We start from the raw sequence: 17,488 nt of genomic DNA, 5'->3' as shown, positions 1-17,488 counted from the left end.
TCGGCCTCGAACACGTCGACGACGTCATCGCGGACCTGGAGCGCGGCTTCGCCGCTGCGGCGTGAGCCGTCGGACGGGAGGCCCGTGGCGGCGCCGCCACGGGCCTCCCGTCCGGTACGGACGGCGGGTGGACCGGCGGGACGGGGATAGGTTGGTCGCATGACGTCGATGCCTGCTCCCGGTCGGGTGCGGACGCGCGCGCCGGGCAAGATCAACGTCCACCTGTCGGTCGGTGCCCTGCAGGACGACGGGTACCACGACGTCGCCACCGCGTACCAGGCGGTGTCCCTGTACGAGGACGTCACCGCCGAGCGTGCCGACGACTTCTCCGTCCGCTTCACCGGGCCGATCGACTCGTCCTCGGTGCCGACGGACGACACCAACCTGGCGCTCCGGGCCGCACGGCTCGTCGCCCGGACCGCCGGACACCGCGGCGGTGTGCGTCTGACGATCGACAAGCAGGTGCCCGTCGCCGGTGGGATGGGCGGCGGCTCGGCTGACGCCGCCGCGACCCTGTTGGCGGTCGACACGCTCTGGGGTACCGGACTCGGACGCGACGAACTGCTGCGGCTCGCCGCCGAACTCGGGGCCGACGTCCCCTTCGCCTTCGCCGGCGGGACCGCCGTCGGGACGGGTCGTGGCGACGAGCTCAGCCCGGCGCTGGCGAAGGGCGAGTTCCACTGGGTGCTCGCACTGAGCGACACCGGGCTCTCCACGCCGTCGGTGTACCGCGCGCTCGACGAGCACCGGGAGCGCTACCGGGCCGACATCTCCCCGGCCCCGCGGACGCCCGTCGTCGAGGCGCACGTGCTCCAGGCGCTCCGGGCGGGCGACGCCGAACTCCTCGCCGAGAACCTGCACAACGACCTGCAGGCCCCGGCCATGCGCCTGCAGCCGGGCCTGGCCGACACGCTCGAGCTCGGGGAGCGCTCCGGCGCACTGGCCGGTCTCGTGTCCGGCAGTGGTCCCACCGTGGCCTTCCTGGTGCCCGACCGTGACGCCGCGCTCGAGGTCCAGGTCGCACTGAGCGCCTCGGGGCGCGTGGCACTCCGCGCGACCGGTCCCGTGCACGGCGCCCGCGTCCTGCACTGACCCGCTGCCCGCACGACGCGGGCAGGGGACGCGGGGTCAGGAGCGGACGAACTCCGACATGATGACCTTGCCGGTCTGCCAGTTGTGCGCGACGTGGAAGCCCTGCTCCTCGAGCACCGCCTTGAGCTCGGGCCGGATGGTGCGGGAGGTGCCGCCGACGTACCAGACGGTGTCGATGTCGCCGAGACGGGACGGGACGGTCGTCGCGAGGTCGCCGTTCGTGTTCCAGAGGACGCCCTCGTCGGCCCCGTCGGTCGCGACGGCCAGGTCGGTCAGCCCGGAGAACGCGTCCGGGTAGGACACCCGGATGACCTCGGCGGTCGTCGTCGGGTGGCGGTAGACGCTGCCGAACACGACGCCCTCGTTGGCGCTCGGGCGGGCGGCGCGCTCGGCGCTGATGATCGCGGCGGCATGCGCCCAGGTGGACGCCTGCTTCGCCTCGGGGCCCTTGACGGACACGGCCGTGGGGACCGACAGGACCACGAGCACCGCGACGGCGGCGGCGAGCAGCGCCTTCGGCCGGACCGCGGTGAGCGCGACGGCGACGAGGAGCGCGACGAACGGCAGGCTGAGGGTCGCGTACTTCGGCGAGTACAGGCGCTCACCGAGTGCCGTCGCGACGAGGAGCACGGAGGTGGGGACGACGACGAGCGGCAGCGCCACCCGCACGGTCTGCGCCCGGAACAGGGCGCGTGCGGACGGCACCCGGCGGTGCACCTGCACGAGGGCGAGCCCGACGCCGACGACCATGAGGGACCAGATGACGGCCGCGTACGGGTCGGACGCGCCGAACCAGGCGGTCGACCACACCTGCCCGAGGGTGTCGCGGCTGATGTCCTTGATCCAGCCGACCTGCTTCGCCTGCGAGGACACGACGACCACGAACGGCGCGACCACGGCGGCGGCGATGCCGGCGGCGACGGCCCAGCGGACGAGCACCCGACCGGTAACGAGCGGCGGCCCGGGCGTGCGGCCGTCCCGGGTGACCACGGCCATCCGCAGCGCGTGCCGTTCGGCCACGAGGGTCCAGGCGAGCGCGACGGCGTGGGCGAGGACCGCGAGCGCCAGGTAGACGTTGCAGAGCACCGCGACGACGGCGAGCACCCCGTAGGCGACCCACCACCCGGTGGCCCGGGGTGCGCGTGACCGGGTGCGGCGGAGGGCCGTGACGCCCACGAGCGTCAGGCAGACCGACAGCGTCGTGATGGTGGCGTAGGGACGCCCCTCGGTCCCCGCCCACTGCACGCGGGGGAGGAGCAGGAAGACGATGCCCGCCGTGATGCCGAGCCGTCGTCCGCCGAGGCGGCGGCCGAGGGCGACGACGAGTCCCGCGGCGACCCCGATCGCGAGCGCACTCGGCAGGCGCAACGTGAACGGGGTGTACCCGACGAGCCAGAACCAGACGTGCATCAGGGCGTAGTACAGACCGTGCACGGCGTCGACGGTGTGGAGCTCCGCGAAGAGCTGCGCCCAGGACCGCTGGGCACTCGTGACGGTCGCCGCCTCGTCGTACCAGACGGACGGGACCCACGAGGCTGCCGCGGCGACGACGACGCCCACCGCGCCGATCGTGAGCTCCGGCACCCGGACCGCTGCCGTCGCGGCGGCGGAGACTGCCCCGCGGAGGCCGGCACGCACCGGTACCCGGCGGACCGCGTGCGGGACGCCGATGCTGCCGGTACGGGGGGAACTCACGCCCAGCACGGTACCGAGCGCCGCTGGACGGGAACCCGGTGTCGGGCCCTGCGAGGCGGTGAGTGTCCACAAGTCGTGTCGGGTCGTCCCCGGTCTAGGGTCGTCGTCATGACGCAGCTCCGCATCCGTGACGCGGCGACCTACCTGGGCATCAGCGACGACACCGTGCGGCGGCTCGTCGAGGGCGGCACGTTCACGAGGGCGACCGACCCCGCGGGCAGGGCCGTGGTCGACGGACGGGAACTCGCCGAGTACGCCTCGTCGCGCGGCGACCAGCTCGCCGACCCGTCGGGCGTCCGGAGCTCCGCACGCAACCGGTTAGTCGGCATCGTGACGGGCCTGGTCGTCGACACGGTGATGGCCCAGGTCGAGCTGCAGTGTGGACCGCACCGGGTGGTGTCGCTGATGAGTGCCGAGGCGGTCCGGGAGCTCGGGCTCGAGGTCGGGTCCGTCGCGGTCGCCTCGGTCAAGGCCACGATGGTGACGGTCGAGGCCGCGAGCCCGGAGACGGACGCGTGAGCACGACACCGGACACGAGCACGGACACGGAGATGGACACAGACACGCCCGTCAGCACCGCGCGTCGACGTCTCGGGTCACGCACGGCGGCGCTCACCGGTGCAGGGCCGGACGTCCTGGAGCGTCTCGGCCGGGCCCGGGTGCTCGTCGTCGGTGCCGGCGGCCTGGGTGCACCGGTGATCGCCCTCCTGGCCGGCAGCGGGCTCGGTCGCCTGACGATCGTGGACGACGACGTCGTGGACGGGTCGAACCTGTCCCGGCAGACCCTGTTCACCGGCGACGACGTCGGTTCCGCCAAGGCCGAGGTCGCGGCCGCCCGGGCGCGCGCGGTGGACCCCGAGCTCGAGGTCGTCGCGGTCGTGGGACGGTTCCGGCCCGAGCACGTCGCCGGGCACGACGTCGTGGTGGACGCCGCGGACGCCGTCGACGTCACCCGTGCGGTGTCCGACGCCTGCGCCCCGCTCGGGATCCCGTTCGTCTGGGGCACGGTGCTGTCCTGGGACGGCCAGGTCTCGGTGTTCCGGGACGCCGGTCCGGACGGTGTCGACTTCCACGACCTGCACCCCGAGGTCCTGCCGGACGAGGGGTCCTGCGCGGTCGACGGGGTCCTCCCGGCACTGTGCGGCGCGGTCGGGTCGGTGATGGCCGCGCAGGTGACGGCCCTCGTCGCGGGTCTCGGCGAGCCCCTGCTCGGGCGGCTCCTCACCGTCGACGCCCGCCGGTGGCGGTGGACCGAGAGTCCCGTCCGACGTGGGCCGGCGTCGCGACGGCCCACGGGCCTCCCGGCCGGGACGGCGGACGCGGACGGCGTGACCCGGCCCGCGCGGATCGCCCCGTCCGCACTCGCCGCCCGTCTCGCCGACCCCGCCGACCGGGTGACGGTCGTCGACGTGCGCACACCGGCCGAGTGGGCGACGGGCGTCATCGCCGGGTCCGTGCACCCGCACGCGGTCCCGTCCGACACGGAGGTCGTCGTGACCTGCGCCCGTGGGCCCCGCGCGGATGCGTGGGCACGGGCCGCCGGGAGGCCCGTGACCGTCCTCGACGGTGGCGTCGACGCATGGCGTCGGGAAGGGCTCCCGCTCGCATCCGAATGAGGCGTCGACCGCTGGTGCGGATAGGATCGGCCGTGGACGCCGCACCTGCGGCAGTGTGGAGGGCCGATGCGACGCGCGACCGCACTCGCAGCCGTCCTCGTGCTGGCGCTGACGACCGCCGGGTGCGCGAGCGGTCCCACCGCCGACCGCGCGGGCGGCGGCGTGGAACGGACTCCCTCGAGGACGGTCACGGTGTTCGCCGCGGCATCGCTCCAACGGACCTTCACGACCCTGGGGCGCGGGTTCGAGCGCGCGCACCCCGGCACGACGGTGACGTTCTCGTTCGCCGGCTCGAGCGACCTCGTCTCGCAGATCCGCAACGGTGCCCCCGCCGACGTCCTCGCCTCCGCCGACCAGGCGAGCACCGATGCGCTCGGGGCCGACCTGCTGGACGGTCCGCCGCGCGCCTTCGCGACGAACACGCTCGAGATCGCCGTGGCGCCGGGCAACCCGCTGCACGTGTCCGACCTCGCGGACCTGACGGCGTCGGACGTGCAGCTCGTCACGTGCGCCGCGCCGGTGCCGTGCGGTGCTGCGACCGCGGCCGTCGAGCGTGCGAGCGGGGTCGAGCTGCACCCGGTCAGCGAGGAGCAGTCCGTCACCGACGTCCTCGGCAAGGTCACGTCCGGTCAGGCGGACGCGGGCATCGTCTACCGCACCGACGTCCAGGGCACGGGCGGGGACGTGGCGGGCGTCCCGTTCGCCGCTGCTGCGGACGTCGTGAACACCTACCCGATCAGCGTGCTCCGGGACGCGGCAGACCCGACGACCGCTCGGGCGTTCACGGCGTACGTGCTGTCGCCCGCCGGCCAGCGGGTGCTCGCCGCCGCCGGGTTCGGGGAGCCCTGACCGTCGTGCGCCGTGCCACCGCCACCCGTGCCGCCGCCGCCCGCACCACCGCCGACCACGGTGCCGCCGGCCACGGCGCCGCTGGCCGCTCCGGCAGCGTCCGCCGTGCACCGGTCCCGTGGTGGCTGCCGGTGCCGGCCGTGCTCGGCGGCCTGTTCGTCGTCGTGCCGGTGCTCGCGATGGTCGGCCGCGTCGAGTGGGGCTCCTTCGTGGCGCTCGTCACGTCACCCGCGTCCCGGACGGCCCTGGTCCTGAGCCTCGGGACCGCGGCTGCGGCGACCGGGGTCTCGTTCGTGCTCGGCTACCCGCTCGCGGTGCTCTTCGCCCGGTCCCGGTCGCGGTGGATCGGCGTGGCGCGGGCGGTCGTGCTGCTGCCCCTCGTGCTGCCGCCGGTCGTCGGTGGGCTCGCGCTCCTGGCCGCGTTCGGGCGGATGGGCGTGGTCGGCGCGTTCCTCGACGAGCACGGACTGCGGATCGCGTTCACCACGGTGGCGGTCGTCATGGCGCAGACGTTCGTCGCGATGCCGTTCCTGGTGTCGGCGATCGAGGGTGCCCTGCGCGTCGAGGGGGACCGCTACGAGCGCGTCGCGGCCACGCTCGGCGCCGGCCCGACCCGGACGTTCCTCACCGTCACGACGCCGCGGGTGCTGCCGGGGATCCTGTCCGGCCTGGTGCTCTGCGCCGCCCGGGCGCTCGGTGAGTTCGGTGCGACGCTGACCTTCGCGGGCAGCCTGCAGGGGGTGACCCGGACCCTCCCGCTCGAGGTGTACCTGCAGCGCGAGGTCGACCCGGACGCCGCGGTCGCCCTCGCCCTCGTGCTCGTGGTCGTCGCGGTGCTCGTCATCGGCCTGGCGTCCGTCCGGACCCGCGCGGTGACGCCGTGACCGCCGCCGCAGCCCGGACCGGCCTCGTCGCGCACGTGGTCCGCCACGACCGGGACGTCGACGTCGCCCTGTCCGTCGGACCGGCCGAGTGCGTGGCCCTCGTCGGTGCGAACGGTTCCGGCAAGTCGACGGTCCTCGACGCGGTCGCCGGCCTCCTGCCGCTCGACGGCGGTGCGGTCCGCTCCGACGACCGGGTCCTCGCCGGTGCCGGGCGGGGCCTGCCGGCACACCGTCGCCGCATCGGACTCGTCGCCCAGCGGCCCGACCTGTTCCCGCACCTCTCCGTCCTCGCGAACGTCGCCTTCGGGCCGCGGGCCGCGGGCCGGTCCGGCCGGGAGGCCCGTGCGGCAGCCCGGCACGCCCTGGCCGCCGTCGGGGTGGCCGACCTGGCAGACCGGGCGCCCTTGACGCTGTCCGGCGGGCAGGCGCAGCGCGTCGCGATCGCCAGGGCCCTGGCCGCCGACCCCGCCGTCGTGCTGCTCGACGAACCGACCTCGGCACTCGACGTCGGCGCGCGCGAGGACGTCCGCGCCGCCCTCCGCACGGCCGTGTCCGGTCGGCCGAGCGTCCTCGTGACGCACGACCCGGTCGAGGTGATGGCCCTCGCGGACCGGGTCGTCGTCCTGCAGGACGGTCGGGTCGTCGAGTCCGGCACCCCGGCCGAGGTGTTCGCGCGTCCGCGGAGCGGGTTCGCGGCGGCGTTCTCGGGTCTGGTGGTGGTGCACGGGACCGCGACGGCGGACGGGCTCGTGCTCGACCGTGGCTCCGGTGGCAGGGGCCCGCTGGCGTCGGCCGCGCACCACGTGCCTGCCGGTCGACCCGTGGCGGCGGCCTACCACCCGACGGCGGCGGTCGTGACACGGGACACCGGCGCCGGCCCCGGTCTGCCGCGGGTCGTCCGTGCCCTCGAACCGCGGAACGGCTTGGTGCGGTTCCGCACCGACGACCTGTCCGCCGACCTGACCCTGGCCGCGGTCGCGGCGCTCGGGGCGACGGTCGGATCGACGGTGCGGGTGCACGTCCCGCCCGCCGAGGTCACCGTCTGGGAGTCCTGAGCGCGGAGTCCGGCGCCCGTGCGAGCTCCGTGTGCTGAGCTCTGAGCTTCGAGCGCTCAGTTTGGGCGCTGGTCAGCCGCCGGCGAACGGCGGCATGACGTCCACGAGTGCGACCCCGTCGAGCGACGTCGACCGGTCGCGGGTGGTGACCCCGTCGACCAGGTACGAGCACCGCTCCTGCAGCGCGGCCCAGCGCTCGGGGTCGGCAGCCTCGACCTGACGGAGGGCGTCGTCGAGCGAGTCCGCCGTGACGGTCGTGTCGTCGATGCCGACCGCGGCACGGGCGGCGGCGAAGAAGCGCAGGGTGGTCATGTCCTCATCCTCCGATCGCGCTCATGCCCCGGGTCGGGTGCACGAGGCCGTCGGTGTCGTCGCCGTGGTCGCGGGGCTTCGCCCACATCGCCCGCCGCCAGCGGTCCAGGACGTCGGCGTCGTCGGCGCCCGCGCGCAGGGGACCGAGCAGGTCGGTCTCGTCGTCGGAGAACAGGCAGCTGCGGACGTGACCGTCGGCGGTGAGCCGGGTGCGCGTGCAGTCGCCGCAGAACGACTCGGTGATGCTCGCGATGACCCCGACCGTCCCGAGGTCGGCGCCGGTCGCCCGGGACCGCACCCGGTACCGCTCGGCCGGAGCGCCGTTCCGCGGGGCGTCGTCGGGGGTCAGGACGTGGTCAGCGCTGAGCAGGTCGCGGATCTGCGCGGCCGTGATCATCGTCGTGGCGTCCCAGGCGTGCCCGGGGTCGAGCGGCATCTGCTCGATGAACCGCAGCTCGTGGCCGCGCTCCAGGCACCACGCGAGCAGCTCGGACGCCAGGTGCTCGTTCACCCCGCGCAGCAGGACCGCGTTGATCTTCACCCCGAGGCCGGCGTCGGCCGCGGCGGCGATCCCCTCGAGGACGCGGTCGAGGAACGGGCGCCGGGTGACCTCGGCGAAGACGTCCGGGTCCACGGTGTCGAGCGAGACGTTCAGTCGGTGGAGTCCGGCCGCTCGCAGCGCTGCCGCGCGACCCGCGAGTCCGATCGCGTTCGTGGTGAGGGACAGCTCGAGGTCGGGGTGGGCCGCCGCGCACCGGGCGATGACGTCGACGAGGTCCTTGCGGAGGAGCGGTTCACCGCCGGTGAAGCGGACCTTGCGGATGTCGAGCTCCCGCGCCCCGAGGCCGACGAGCCGGGCGATCTCGTCCGCGGACATGAGCGCTGCGTCGGGCGCGAAGGGCAGACCCTCGGCCGGCATGCAGTAGGTGCAGCGGAGGTTGCAGCGCTCGGTCAGGGACACCCGCAGGTCGACGGCGTACCGGCCGAACCGGTCCACCAGGCCCGGGTCGCCGTCGGGCCGGGGCGGGAGGCCCGGATGCTGTGCGACCAGGGGGTGCACCGCGGTGTCCGTCGCTCTCGGGCGCACACGGCTCATCAGACCCGTCGAGGGGAGCATCTGGGCCGGCATGTCGTCAGGATACGTCGCGGGGACCGCGGCTCGCGTCTCCGGCGGGCACCGGGGCTCCCGGACTCCGGCCGAGCATGCGGTCCCGCCACCGGAGCCAGTCCTCGCGGCGCGTGCGGACGAGGGTGACGACGAGCACGACCGCGATCGCGGCGAGCAGCCACCACCGGTAGGCGACGACCGACGGCCACACCCCGCGCAGCGCGATGGCGAGCGTCAGGGACAGCCACTCCCACCGGCCGGAGAGCACCACGAACGGGATGAGCAGCAGCGCGTACCAGGGGTAGCGCGGCGTCACCGCGAGGAAGGTCACGCCGATCATGAACACCTGCCCGGACCACGGGTTCGCGGGGTCCGACAGCCGCCAGGCGATGACCGCCGCGACGAGGACGATCAGGCCCACGGCGATCGTCGCCGCGTCGCCGGGCAGGACCTCCGCCACCAGGGCGAAGCGCGAGCCGTCCTCGTAGCCCTCCTCCGACAGGTAGCCCGGCAGGTACCCGAGCACCTTCGGCCCGGTCGAGAGCACGTACGGCACGTAGAGCAGCCCGAACACGGCGACGCCGACCGGGATCGCCCACCAGCTCCGCCACCGGCCGAGCAGTGCGGGGTAGACGATCGCCGGGATGAGCTTCGTCGCCGTCGCGGCACCGAGCGCGATGCCGCCCCAGATCGGCCGACCGAAGGCCACGAGCACGGCACCCGCGGTGGCCAGAGCGGCCCCGACGACGTCGACGTGCGAGTTCGTCACGGCCTCGGCGGCGACGAGCGGTGACCAGGCCCACAGCGCGGCCCACCACGTCGGTCGGCCGGTCCGACGGAGGACGACGAGCAGGCCGACCGTGACGCCGAGCGAGACGAGCAGTCCGGCGACCTGGAACGGCATGTACTGCGCCGTGGCCGGCACGAAGACCCGGACCAGGGCGAACCAGAGCTCGGCCATCGGCGGGTAGATCGTCGGGACGTCCGGACGGTTGATCGCCGTGCAGTGCCCGAGCGCGCCGTCCCCGAGTCCGCGGTACCGCGGCTCGAGCGGCTTGCACGTGCCGTCGACCTTGTCCGGGAACAACCACTCCGGGCGGAGACCTGCCAAGGCCTCGGACTGCGGCGTGTGCGCGTAGGGGGACACGCCCGCGTGCTGCACGATGCCGTCCCAGGCGTAGCGTGCGGAGTCGGTGCTCGTGTTCGGCGGGCCGACGAGGGCCGCGATGCCGACCACGACCGCCCCACCGAGCACGATCCGCGTCACGAGGTGCGGCGGCACGAACCTGAGCGCCAGCACGGAAGCCGCGAAGACCGTCCAAGCGATGAGCGTCCAGGTGACGAATGGAGAGCGATGACCCTCCCGGAGGAACCCCAGATGCGTGACACCCACGGCGATCACGGTGCCGAGCGCGAGCACGCCCACGACGGCGAGCAGCGTGGCGACGAGCCCGGTCGAGGGTCGGCGGCCGGGGCGCAGTCGTTCGCTCATGGTCCGTCGAGGCTAGCGGGCGTCCAGCGCCTCCTCCTGGACGCACGGAGCGTGATGGCGTCGCCGAACCGCACCGCGCGCTCGGCGGTCGTCACCGGTCGGCTGCTCGGGATCGCGTTCCTCGTCTGCTTCGCCACCGGGGTCTACAGCCACCTGCTGCAGGAACCGCCCGGGTGGATGCGCTTCCCGACCCGGCCGGTGCAGCTCTACCAGGTCACGCAGGGCCTGCACGTCACCGCCGGCATCGCCGCGATCCCGCTGCTGCTCGCCAAGCTCAACGTCGTCATGCCGGCGCTGCTCCAGACACCGCCCGTGCGTGGTGTCCTGCACGGGCTCGAGCGGCTGTCGATCGCGGTGTTCGTGGCGGCCGCGCTCATCCAGGTCGTGACCGGACTGCTCAACACCTTCCAGTGGTACCCGTGGCCGTTCCCGTTCCGGCAGGTCCACAACGCCCTCGCGTACGTCCTCATCGGCTCGCTCGTGCTGCACATCGGCACGAAGCTGCGCATCATCACGCGGTACTGGCGCTCACGGGACGCGTTCGACGAGCACGGTCGGTTCGTCGTGGACGAGACGGTGGGCAGCGACCTGCCCGACCCGACCCTGCAGGCCCGTCCCGGCCTGGAGGCCCGCCCTCCCGCCGCCGCGACGTCCCGCGGGTTCGTCGGTCGCCTCCACCGCTGGATCGACGGCGCTCCGCCGGTGGCGGACCGTGCGGCACCGGACCCGGCCGCCGACACCCACGCCGACGCCCACGCCGACGCCGACGCCGAGGGCGGGCGCCAGCGTCTCGCCCGCCGCGGGTTCATCGCGGGTGTCACGGCGGCCACGGCCGGCGTCGTCGTCCTCACGGCCGGCCAGTCGTCGGTGCTCGCCGAGCCGTTCAACGTCTTCGCTCCCCGTCAGCGGCACATCGGGCAGAACGGGCTGCCGGTGAACCGGACGGCTCGTGCCGCCGGGGTCCTCGCCACGGCGACCGCCGCCGACTGGGCCCTCACCGTCGCCGGCCCGGCGGTCAGCCGCACGTTCTCACGCGCCGAACTCGTCGCCCTGGGTCAGGCCGAGGCGCGGCTCCCGATCTCGTGCGTCGAGGGCTGGAGCCAGATGGCGAGCTGGAAGGGCGTCCGGATGCGCGACCTGCTCGCGGCGGTGCAGTCCGACCCGGACGTACGCGTGCGGGTGACGAGTCTGGAGCAGCACGGCGGATACCGGGTGATGGAGATGGGGCCGGAGTACACCGCCGACCCGACCACCCTGGTGGCCCTCGAGCTCAACGGTGCGACGCTCGACCTGGAGCACGGGTTCCCGGCGCGGATCATCGCCCCCGGACGACCCGGCGTCCTGCAGACGAAGTGGATCGAACGGATCGAGGTCATCGCATGAGCGCGGTCCCCACCGCCGAGCGTCCCGACCGGCGGATCCGGGTGGCGCGGACCGTCCTCGTGGTCGTCGGCGTGCTCGTCATCGCCTTCGGGGCGTGGGTCCTGCTGACCTCGGTCCGGACGGACCGGATCGGCGGCCTGCTCGTGTGGCTGCTCGCCGCGGTCGTGCTCCACGACGCCGTGCTGTCGCCGTTCGTGCTCGCCGTCGGCGCGGGGCTCCGTCGGGCAGGGCGCACGCTCCGGACATGGGTGCTCGTGGTCGTGCAGGCCGCGGTCGTCCTCGGCAGCGTGCTCGCGCTCGTCGCCGTGTCCGAGATCGTCGCGAAGTCGCAGGGCACCAAGAACCCCACGGTCCTGCCGTTCGACTACACCGCGCGGCTGCTCGTCGTCGAGGGGGTGCTCGCCGCCGTCGTCGTGGTCGTGCTCGTGGTCGGCGCGGTCACCGCTCGGCGTCGTTCGGACGATGCTGTGGTTGCAGCGACAACCTCTCCGTAGGATGAGCGGCATGACCGACGACACGCCCTGGCTCTCCCGTGAGCAGCTGCGTGCCTGGATGGGGTTCGTCGCCGTCATGGAACTCCTGCCCGCAGCGCTCGACCAGCAGCTCCAGCGCGACGCCGACCTGACGCTCTTCGACTACATGGTCATCGCGATGCTGTCCGAGCGGGACTCCCGCACCCTGCGGATGTCGGTCCTCGCGTCGGCCACGAACGCGTCCCTCCCGCGCCTGTCGCACGTCGTGTCGCGCCTCGAGAAGCGTGGGCTCGTCGCGCGGTGCCCGTCCTCCGAGGACCGCCGCGCCACCGACGTCCGGCTCACCGACGCCGGCTTCGACCACATCGTCGCCGCCGCGCCGGACCACGTCCGCACCGCCCGTCGTCTGGTGATCGACGCGCTCACCGACGAGCAGGTCGCCGAGCTCGACACGATCTCCCGCGTGCTCCTCGCCCGGATCGACCCCGAGGGCCGGTTCGCCGCGGTCAGCAACATGCCCGGTGGGGACGGAGCCGGTGCGGAGGGCGCGTCCTGCGACGAGGTGGTCGCCGCCACCGAGATGTGCGAGGCGCGGATGACCGGCACCGCCGACGACTCCCTGCCGAGCACCGTCGACGGCATCGGGTACCGCGCGGCCACCGCCGACGACGTGCCCCTGCTCCGCCGGGCGACCCTCGACGCGATGAACTGGTCGGGGGAGCGGTTCGCCGACGCCGACCTCGACCGGCCCGAGTTCGCCCACTACTCCGCCGCGTTCGACCCCGAGCGGCCCGGCGCCGCCGACCTCGGGGTCGTCGCGACCGACGACGACGGGCCGGTCGGCGTCGCGTGGGCGGTGCACCTGCCCGCCGAGGACCCCGGGTACGGGTTCGTCGCCGAGGACGTCCCCGAGCTCACCCTCGCCCTCGACGCCCGGGCGCGCGGCCGCGGGATCGGCTCGGCGCTGCTCACCCGGCTCGTCGCCGCAGCGCGCGACGCCGGGTGGCCCGGGATGAGCCTGAGCGTCGAGGACGGCAACACCGGCGCGCGCATCCTCTACGAACGAGCGGGGTTCCGGACCGTCGGACGGAACGGCGACTCGGACACCATGCAGCTCGTCCTCTGAGCGGCGGACGGGGCACCGCACGCCGATAGGCTCGCCGGTATGAGCCAGGCCGCCGACTCCCCGTCCGAGACCTACAGCTACCTCGGACCGGCGGGGACCTTCACCGAGGCGGCACTCAAGCTCGTCGAGGCCGCCGCCGGGAAGCCCTGGCGGAGCGTCAACAACGTCGGCGAGGCGCTCGACGACGTCATGACCGGCCGCTCGGTCGGCGCCGTGATCGCGATCGAGAACAGCGTCGACGGCGGCGTGAGCGCCACGCAGGACGCCCTCGCCCGGATCCCCGGCGTGCGGATCGTGGGGGAGTACCTCGTCCCGGTCGACTTCGTGCTCGTCGCCCGACCGGGCACGTCCCTGTCGGACGTCCGCACCGTGAACGCGCACCCGGTCGCCTACGCCCAGACGCACCACTGGCTCGAGGTGAACCTGCCGGGCCACGGGCACATCCCGGCGTCCTCGAACGTCGCCGCGGCGGCCGTGCTCCTCGACGACCACCCGACCGCGGACGCCGCCGTCGCCCCGCCCGGCATCACCGACCACTACGACCTCGCCGTGCTCGCCGACTCGATCGGCGACAACGCGAGCGCCGTCACGCGGTTCGTGCTCGTCTCGAAGACCCTGGCGATCCCGCCGCGGACCGGGTCCGACAAGACGAGCGTCATCGTCGAACTGCCCGCGGACCACCCCGGTGCCCTCGTCGACATGCTCGAGCAGTTCGCCACCCGGGGCATCAACATGGGGTTGCTGTCCTCGCGTCCGATCGGCGACGAGCTCGGCCGCTACCGGTTCGTCATCGACCTGGACGGCCACGTCCACGACGAACGCGTCGCGGACGCCCTGCTCGGTCTCCGCCGGTTCAGCCCGCGCGTGACCTTCCTCGGCTCGTACCCGCGTGCGGACGGCCTCCGGTCCGAGGTCTCACCCCGCTACTCCGACCAGGCCTTCGTCGAGGCGCGCGACTGGCTGCGCGCGATCGTGAGCGGGGAGCCGGACGCGGGCTGAGCCTCCCGTCCGACACCCCCGCGCGCGGTCAGCGGCGGCGGGTCGCCCGCGTCTGGTCCTCGGGTCCGGCCACGCGGACCGTCAGACCGCCCGCGTCGATCTTCGCCCGGAAGGCGCGGACTTCGCCCACCGGGTCGCCGTCGATCTCGAACTCCTCGGCGCGCTCGAGCCGCGCGGTGAACTCCTCGCCGCGCAGGTAGCGCAGCGGGCGCTCGTCGCGGGTCTTCGTGACGATGGTCTTGCCGATCTCGGTCTTGCCGAGCGCGGAGCGACGGAAGCGGCGGAGGATCGCGTTCTCCCAGAACACGCGGGCCCCGATCCGGACCCAGCCGAAGAACCCGTGCGGACGCATCACGACGACGTCGAAGTAGCCGTCGTCGATCTCGGCGTCCGGCAGCAGGGTCGCACCGGCCTGCAGCATGCCGCAGTTGCCGACGATGAGGGAGTGGGCGCGGACCGACCGGGTGCTCTGGCCGTCCAGGCGGTAGCGGAACTCGATGGCGTCGGAGTCCCGCAGCGACCGGACGAGCGAGTCGACGTACGCGAGCCAGCCGACCTTCTTCTTCAGGTCGTCGTTCGTGTTCACGAGCATCCGTGCGTCGAGCCCGAGGCCGGCCATCACGAGGAAGCCGAACTGCTCACGGGAGCCGTCGGGGCGCTCGACGTGCACCGTGCCCATGTCGATCTCGCGGTCCTCGCCGTGGAAGATCGTGTGCGCGCTGGCACCGAGGTCGTCGATCGGCGCCGGGATGTTGCGGGCGAGCAGGTTGCCCGTGCCGCTCGGCAGCAGGGCGAGCGCGGCGTCGGACCCGTGCACGACCTCGGCGACGGCGCGGACCGTCCCGTCACCACCGGCCGCGGCGATGACGTCCGCACCGGCCTCGAGTGCCTGCCGGGCCATGCCGCCGCCCGGGTCCTCCTCGCTCGTGGCGTACCACTTGGTCTCCGACCAGCCGGCCTCGCGCTGGTACCGGTTCACGGTGCGCTTCAGGGTCGGCAGGTGGACCTTGACGGGGTTGTAGATGACTGCGGCGGTGCGCTGGTCCGTGGCAGGGGCGTCCTCCGGCACGGCGGTGGCTTCCGAGGGCGTCGACATGCCGTCAACGCTACCGGGCACCGGCTGCGCGGTCCGGAACGTGACCACGTCCGGGACGGGAGCGCGGGTCGATCCGGTGCCGGGCCTCCCGACCGGTGCGTCCACCGATCGGCCACCGGGTCCCCGGTAAGCTGGGCCGGTGATCGACCCCCAGCTGTTGCGCGACGAACCGGACCTCATCAAGGCCTCGCAGGCGGCGCGCGGCGCCTCCGTCGACGTCGTCGACCAGGCCGTCGCCGCGGACGCAGCGCGACGCAGCGCCATCACCGCGTTCGAGGCGCTCCGCGCCGAACAGAACGCGTTCGGCAAGACCGTCGCGAAGGCCCCGAAGGACGAGAAGGCCGCGCTCGTGCAGCAGGCGCAGGCGCTCGCCGCGAAGGTCAAGGAAGCGCAGGCCACCGTCACCGCCGCCGAGGACACCTTCAACACGGTCGTCCGCGCCATCCCCAACGTGGTGCTGCCGGACGTGCCCGCCGGTGGCGAGGACGACTTCGTCACCCTGCGCACCGTCGGCACGAAGCCGTCGTTCGCCTTCGAGCCGAAGGACCACGCCGACCTCGGTGAGTCCCTCGGCATCATCGACATCGCCCGCGGCGTCAAGGTCTCCGGCTCGCGGTTCTACTTCCTCAAGGGGATGGGCGCCCGCCTCGAGATCGCGCTCATGTCGCTCGGCCTCGACCGCGCCGTGCAGCACGGCTTCGAGCCCCTGATCACGCCCACCCTCGTGCGCCCCGAGACGATGGCCGGCACCGGCTTCCTCGGTGAGCACGCTGCCGAGGTCTACCGGCTCGAGGCCGACGACCTGTACCTGACCGGCACGAGCGAGGTCGCCCTCGCCGGGTACCACGCGGACGAGATCCTGCAGTTCCCGTCCGAGGACGACCCGGCCCTCCGCTACGCCGGTTGGTCGACCTGCTACCGGCGCGAAGCCGGGTCGGCGGGCAAGGACAACCGCGGCATCCTCCGAGTGCACCAGTTCAACAAGCTCGAGATGTTCGCCTACGTCCACCCGGACCAGGCCGACGCCGAGCACCAGCGGCTCATGTCGTACCAGGAGTCGATGCTGCAGGACCTCGGGCTGCACTACCGCGTGATCGAGACCGCCGCGGGTGACCTCGGCACGAGTGCCGCGCGGAAGTACGACCTCGAGGCATGGGTGCCGACGCAGGGCACTTTCCGCGAGCTGACCTCGACGTCGAACTGCACGACGTTCCAGGCCCGCCGCCTCGACATCCGGTACCGCACCGAGAGCGGCAAGACCGCGCCGGTCGCGACCCTCAACGGCACGCTGGCCACCACCCGCTGGCTCGTCGCGATCCTCGAGACGCACCAGCAGGAGGACGGCTCGGTCGTCATCCCCGAGGTCCTCCGGCCCTACCTGGGCGGCGTCGAGGTGATCGAGCCCCGATGAGCTCCTCACGCGGCTTCGTGGACGGGTCCGACGCGGCATCGGGCCGGGACGCCGCTGCGCCCGCGCGGGTGAAGCGCTGGCTCGTCGCGCTCGACATCGACGGCACGACCATGCGCGAGGACGGGGTCATCACCGACACCGTCATCCGGGCCGTCCGCGACGCCGAGGCCGCCGGGCACGAGGTCATGCTCTCCACCGGCCGCAGCGAGGGCATGACCGTCCCGCTGCTCGAGCAGCTCGGCATCGAGCCGCGGTACCTCGTCTGTGCCAACGGCGCGCTCACGCTCGAGCGCACCCCCGACGGCGCGTACGAGCGCGTCCACGTCGAGACCTTCGACCCGACCGAGGTCCTGCAGACCATCCGCGGGGCCCTGCAGAACGGTGCGTACGGCGTCGAGGACGAGACCGGCCACTACCTGCTGTCCGGCGACTTCCCCGACGACACCATGACCGGGTCCGGCGACCACGTCGACTTCGAGCAGCTGCTCGGGGTCCGCGCCACCCGCGTCGTCGTCATCTCCCCGGAGCACGGGCTCGAGGAGTTCCTGCAGATCGTCGACCGGATGGGCCTGCACAAGGTCTCGTACACCGTCGGCTGGACGGCCTGGCTCGACATCGCGCCGGAGGGCGTCACGAAGGCGACCGCCATGGAGCGGGTCCGCGAGTGGCTCGACATCCCGCGCTCCCGTGTCTTCGCGGCCGGTGACGGACGCAATGACATCGACATGCTGCGGTGGGCCTCGACCTCCGGCCGCGGTGTCGTGATGGGGCAGGCGCCGGACGACGTCGTCGACGCCGGCAGCGAGATCACCGGTGGCGTCACCGACGACGGGCTCGCGGCGGCGCTCGACACCCTGCCGCGCTGAGGCGCGCGCGGGCGCTCCGCCGCCGGACGGG

At 73.7% G+C, this 17,488-nt stretch carries 17 protein-coding genes; 12 read left to right on the top strand and 5 right to left on the bottom strand.

Translation table 11 applies throughout. The features are described 5' to 3' along the window. Window positions 1-159: 159 nt before the first annotated feature. Window positions 160-1,092: a 4-(cytidine 5'-diphospho)-2-C-methyl-D-erythritol kinase gene (locus tag DEI84_RS12540; protein ID WP_110825979.1), complete on the top strand. Its 933-nt coding sequence runs from the start codon at window positions 160-162 to the stop codon at window positions 1,090-1,092. A gap of 36 nt (window positions 1,093-1,128) precedes the next feature. Here the strand turns inward: DEI84_RS12540 and DEI84_RS12535 are convergent, their stop codons facing one another. After that, window positions 1,129-2,787, bottom strand: coding sequence for a glycosyltransferase family 39 protein (locus tag DEI84_RS12535; protein WP_146236366.1), 1,659 nt, complete (start codon window positions 2,785-2,787; stop codon window positions 1,129-1,131). Between the two features lie 108 nt (window positions 2,788-2,895). Here DEI84_RS12535 and DEI84_RS12530 point away from each other — a divergent pair, with 108 nt between their 5' ends. The 5 genes from DEI84_RS12530 to DEI84_RS12510 all read left to right on the top strand — a co-directional run bounded on the left by DEI84_RS12530 (window position 2,896) and on the right by DEI84_RS12510 (window position 7,191). Then, complete coding sequence (locus tag DEI84_RS12530) at window positions 2,896-3,306, top strand: molybdopterin-binding protein (protein ID WP_110891063.1); 411 nt, start codon at window positions 2,896-2,898, stop codon at window positions 3,304-3,306. A 32-nt stretch (window positions 3,307-3,338) separates the two neighbouring features. Beyond that, window positions 3,339-4,403: a ThiF family adenylyltransferase gene (locus tag DEI84_RS12525; RefSeq protein ID WP_146236365.1), complete on the top strand. Its 1,065-nt coding sequence runs from the start codon at window positions 3,339-3,341 to the stop codon at window positions 4,401-4,403. Window positions 4,404-4,469: 66 nt separating this feature from the next. Further along, a complete protein-coding gene (gene modA, locus DEI84_RS12520) occupies window positions 4,470-5,252 on the top strand; it encodes a molybdate ABC transporter substrate-binding protein (RefSeq protein WP_110891061.1) in 783 nt (260 codons plus the stop codon). Between the two features lie 125 nt (window positions 5,253-5,377). Next, the gene (locus tag DEI84_RS12515; protein ID WP_258367577.1) at window positions 5,378-6,136 is read left to right on the top strand and encodes an ABC transporter permease; all 759 of its coding nucleotides are present in this window, start codon (window positions 5,378-5,380) and stop codon (window positions 6,134-6,136) included. Continuing rightward, a complete protein-coding gene (locus DEI84_RS12510) occupies window positions 6,133-7,191 on the top strand; it encodes an ABC transporter ATP-binding protein (RefSeq protein ID WP_110891059.1) in 1,059 nt (352 codons plus the stop codon). Before DEI84_RS12515 ends, DEI84_RS12510 begins: the two co-directional genes overlap by 4 nt. Before the next feature lie 72 nt (window positions 7,192-7,263). Here the strand turns inward: DEI84_RS12510 and DEI84_RS12505 are convergent, their stop codons facing one another. Genes DEI84_RS12505 through DEI84_RS12495 form a run of 3 tightly spaced genes read right to left on the bottom strand, consistent with a single transcriptional unit; the run spans window position 7,264 to window position 10,103 of the window. Next, window positions 7,264-7,503, bottom strand: coding sequence for a MoaD/ThiS family protein (locus tag DEI84_RS12505; protein WP_110891058.1), 240 nt, complete (start codon window positions 7,501-7,503; stop codon window positions 7,264-7,266). Window positions 7,504-7,507: 4 nt separating this feature from the next. After that, on the bottom strand, window positions 7,508-8,632 hold the full coding sequence (gene moaA, locus DEI84_RS12500) for a GTP 3',8-cyclase MoaA (protein WP_258371779.1): 1,125 nt from the start codon (window positions 8,630-8,632) through the stop codon (window positions 7,508-7,510). Window positions 8,633-8,636: 4 nt separating this feature from the next. Beyond that, window positions 8,637-10,103 (bottom strand): glycosyltransferase family 87 protein, encoded by a 1,467-nt coding sequence (locus DEI84_RS12495; protein WP_110891057.1) that lies wholly within the window; start codon window positions 10,101-10,103, stop codon window positions 8,637-8,639. A gap of 54 nt (window positions 10,104-10,157) precedes the next feature. Here DEI84_RS12495 and DEI84_RS12490 point away from each other — a divergent pair, with 54 nt between their 5' ends. From DEI84_RS12490 to pheA, 4 genes are read left to right on the top strand one after another with little or no spacing between them, the layout of a single operon-like run. Continuing rightward, entirely contained in the window at window positions 10,158-11,486 is a 1,329-nt protein-coding gene (locus tag DEI84_RS12490; protein ID WP_110891056.1) for a molybdopterin-dependent oxidoreductase, read from the top strand. Further along, a complete protein-coding gene (locus DEI84_RS12485; RefSeq protein WP_110891055.1) occupies window positions 11,483-11,980 on the top strand; it encodes a hypothetical protein in 498 nt (165 codons plus the stop codon). Before DEI84_RS12490 ends, DEI84_RS12485 begins: the two co-directional genes overlap by 4 nt. 10 nt (window positions 11,981-11,990) lie before the next feature. Then, window positions 11,991-13,085, top strand: a complete 1,095-nt coding sequence (locus tag DEI84_RS16045; protein WP_309146391.1) for a bifunctional helix-turn-helix transcriptional regulator/GNAT family N-acetyltransferase — start codon at window positions 11,991-11,993, stop codon at window positions 13,083-13,085. A gap of 39 nt (window positions 13,086-13,124) precedes the next feature. After that, entirely contained in the window at window positions 13,125-14,084 is a 960-nt protein-coding gene (gene pheA, locus DEI84_RS12470) for a prephenate dehydratase (protein WP_110891054.1), read from the top strand. 28 nt (window positions 14,085-14,112) lie between these two features. Here pheA and DEI84_RS12465 read toward each other — a convergent pair whose 3' ends face one another. Next, a complete protein-coding gene (locus tag DEI84_RS12465) occupies window positions 14,113-15,180 on the bottom strand; it encodes a diacylglycerol kinase family protein (RefSeq protein WP_110826056.1) in 1,068 nt (355 codons plus the stop codon). 139 nt (window positions 15,181-15,319) lie between these two features. Here DEI84_RS12465 and serS point away from each other — a divergent pair, with 139 nt between their 5' ends. Both serS and DEI84_RS12455 read left to right on the top strand, forming a co-directional pair. After that, the gene (gene serS / locus DEI84_RS12460) at window positions 15,320-16,591 is read left to right on the top strand and encodes a serine--tRNA ligase (protein WP_110891053.1); all 1,272 of its coding nucleotides are present in this window, start codon (window positions 15,320-15,322) and stop codon (window positions 16,589-16,591) included. Beyond that, a complete protein-coding gene (locus DEI84_RS12455; RefSeq protein WP_110825991.1) occupies window positions 16,588-17,457 on the top strand; it encodes an HAD family hydrolase in 870 nt (289 codons plus the stop codon). Before serS ends, DEI84_RS12455 begins: the two co-directional genes overlap by 4 nt. Window positions 17,458-17,488 lie beyond the last annotated feature (31 nt).

The organism is Curtobacterium sp. MCBD17_023 (assembly GCF_003224415.1).
Taxonomy (GTDB): domain Bacteria; phylum Actinomycetota; class Actinomycetes; order Actinomycetales; family Microbacteriaceae; genus Curtobacterium.
This window is presented reverse-complemented; position numbering and strand designations above follow the sequence as displayed.

Excerpts from the sequence above, each read along its gene's own strand:
- DEI84_RS12530 (WP_110891063.1), top strand. The coding sequence starts at position 2,896 with ATGACGCAGCTCCGCATCCGTGACGCGGCGACCTACCTGGGCATCAGC.
- DEI84_RS12525 (WP_146236365.1), top strand. The coding sequence starts at position 3,339 with ATGGACACAGACACGCCCGTCAGCACCGCGCGTCGACGTCTCGGGTCA.
- DEI84_RS12495 (WP_110891057.1), bottom strand. The coding sequence starts at position 10,103 with ATGAGCGAACGACTGCGCCCCGGCCGCCGACCCTCGACCGGGCTCGTC.
- pheA (WP_110891054.1), top strand. The coding sequence starts at position 13,125 with ATGAGCCAGGCCGCCGACTCCCCGTCCGAGACCTACAGCTACCTCGGA.
- DEI84_RS12490 (WP_110891056.1), top strand. The coding sequence starts at position 10,158 with ATGGCGTCGCCGAACCGCACCGCGCGCTCGGCGGTCGTCACCGGTCGG.
- DEI84_RS12505 (WP_110891058.1), bottom strand. The coding sequence starts at position 7,503 with ATGACCACCCTGCGCTTCTTCGCCGCCGCCCGTGCCGCGGTCGGCATC.
- DEI84_RS12455 (WP_110825991.1), top strand. The coding sequence starts at position 16,588 with ATGAGCTCCTCACGCGGCTTCGTGGACGGGTCCGACGCGGCATCGGGC.
- DEI84_RS12540 (WP_110825979.1), top strand. The coding sequence starts at position 160 with ATGACGTCGATGCCTGCTCCCGGTCGGGTGCGGACGCGCGCGCCGGGC.
- modA (WP_110891061.1), top strand. The coding sequence starts at position 4,470 with ATGCGACGCGCGACCGCACTCGCAGCCGTCCTCGTGCTGGCGCTGACG.
- DEI84_RS12465 (WP_110826056.1), bottom strand. The coding sequence starts at position 15,180 with ATGTCGACGCCCTCGGAAGCCACCGCCGTGCCGGAGGACGCCCCTGCC.
- DEI84_RS12485 (WP_110891055.1), top strand. The coding sequence starts at position 11,483 with ATGAGCGCGGTCCCCACCGCCGAGCGTCCCGACCGGCGGATCCGGGTG.
- moaA (WP_258371779.1), bottom strand. The coding sequence starts at position 8,632 with ATGCCGGCCCAGATGCTCCCCTCGACGGGTCTGATGAGCCGTGTGCGC.
- DEI84_RS16045 (WP_309146391.1), top strand. The coding sequence starts at position 11,991 with ATGACCGACGACACGCCCTGGCTCTCCCGTGAGCAGCTGCGTGCCTGG.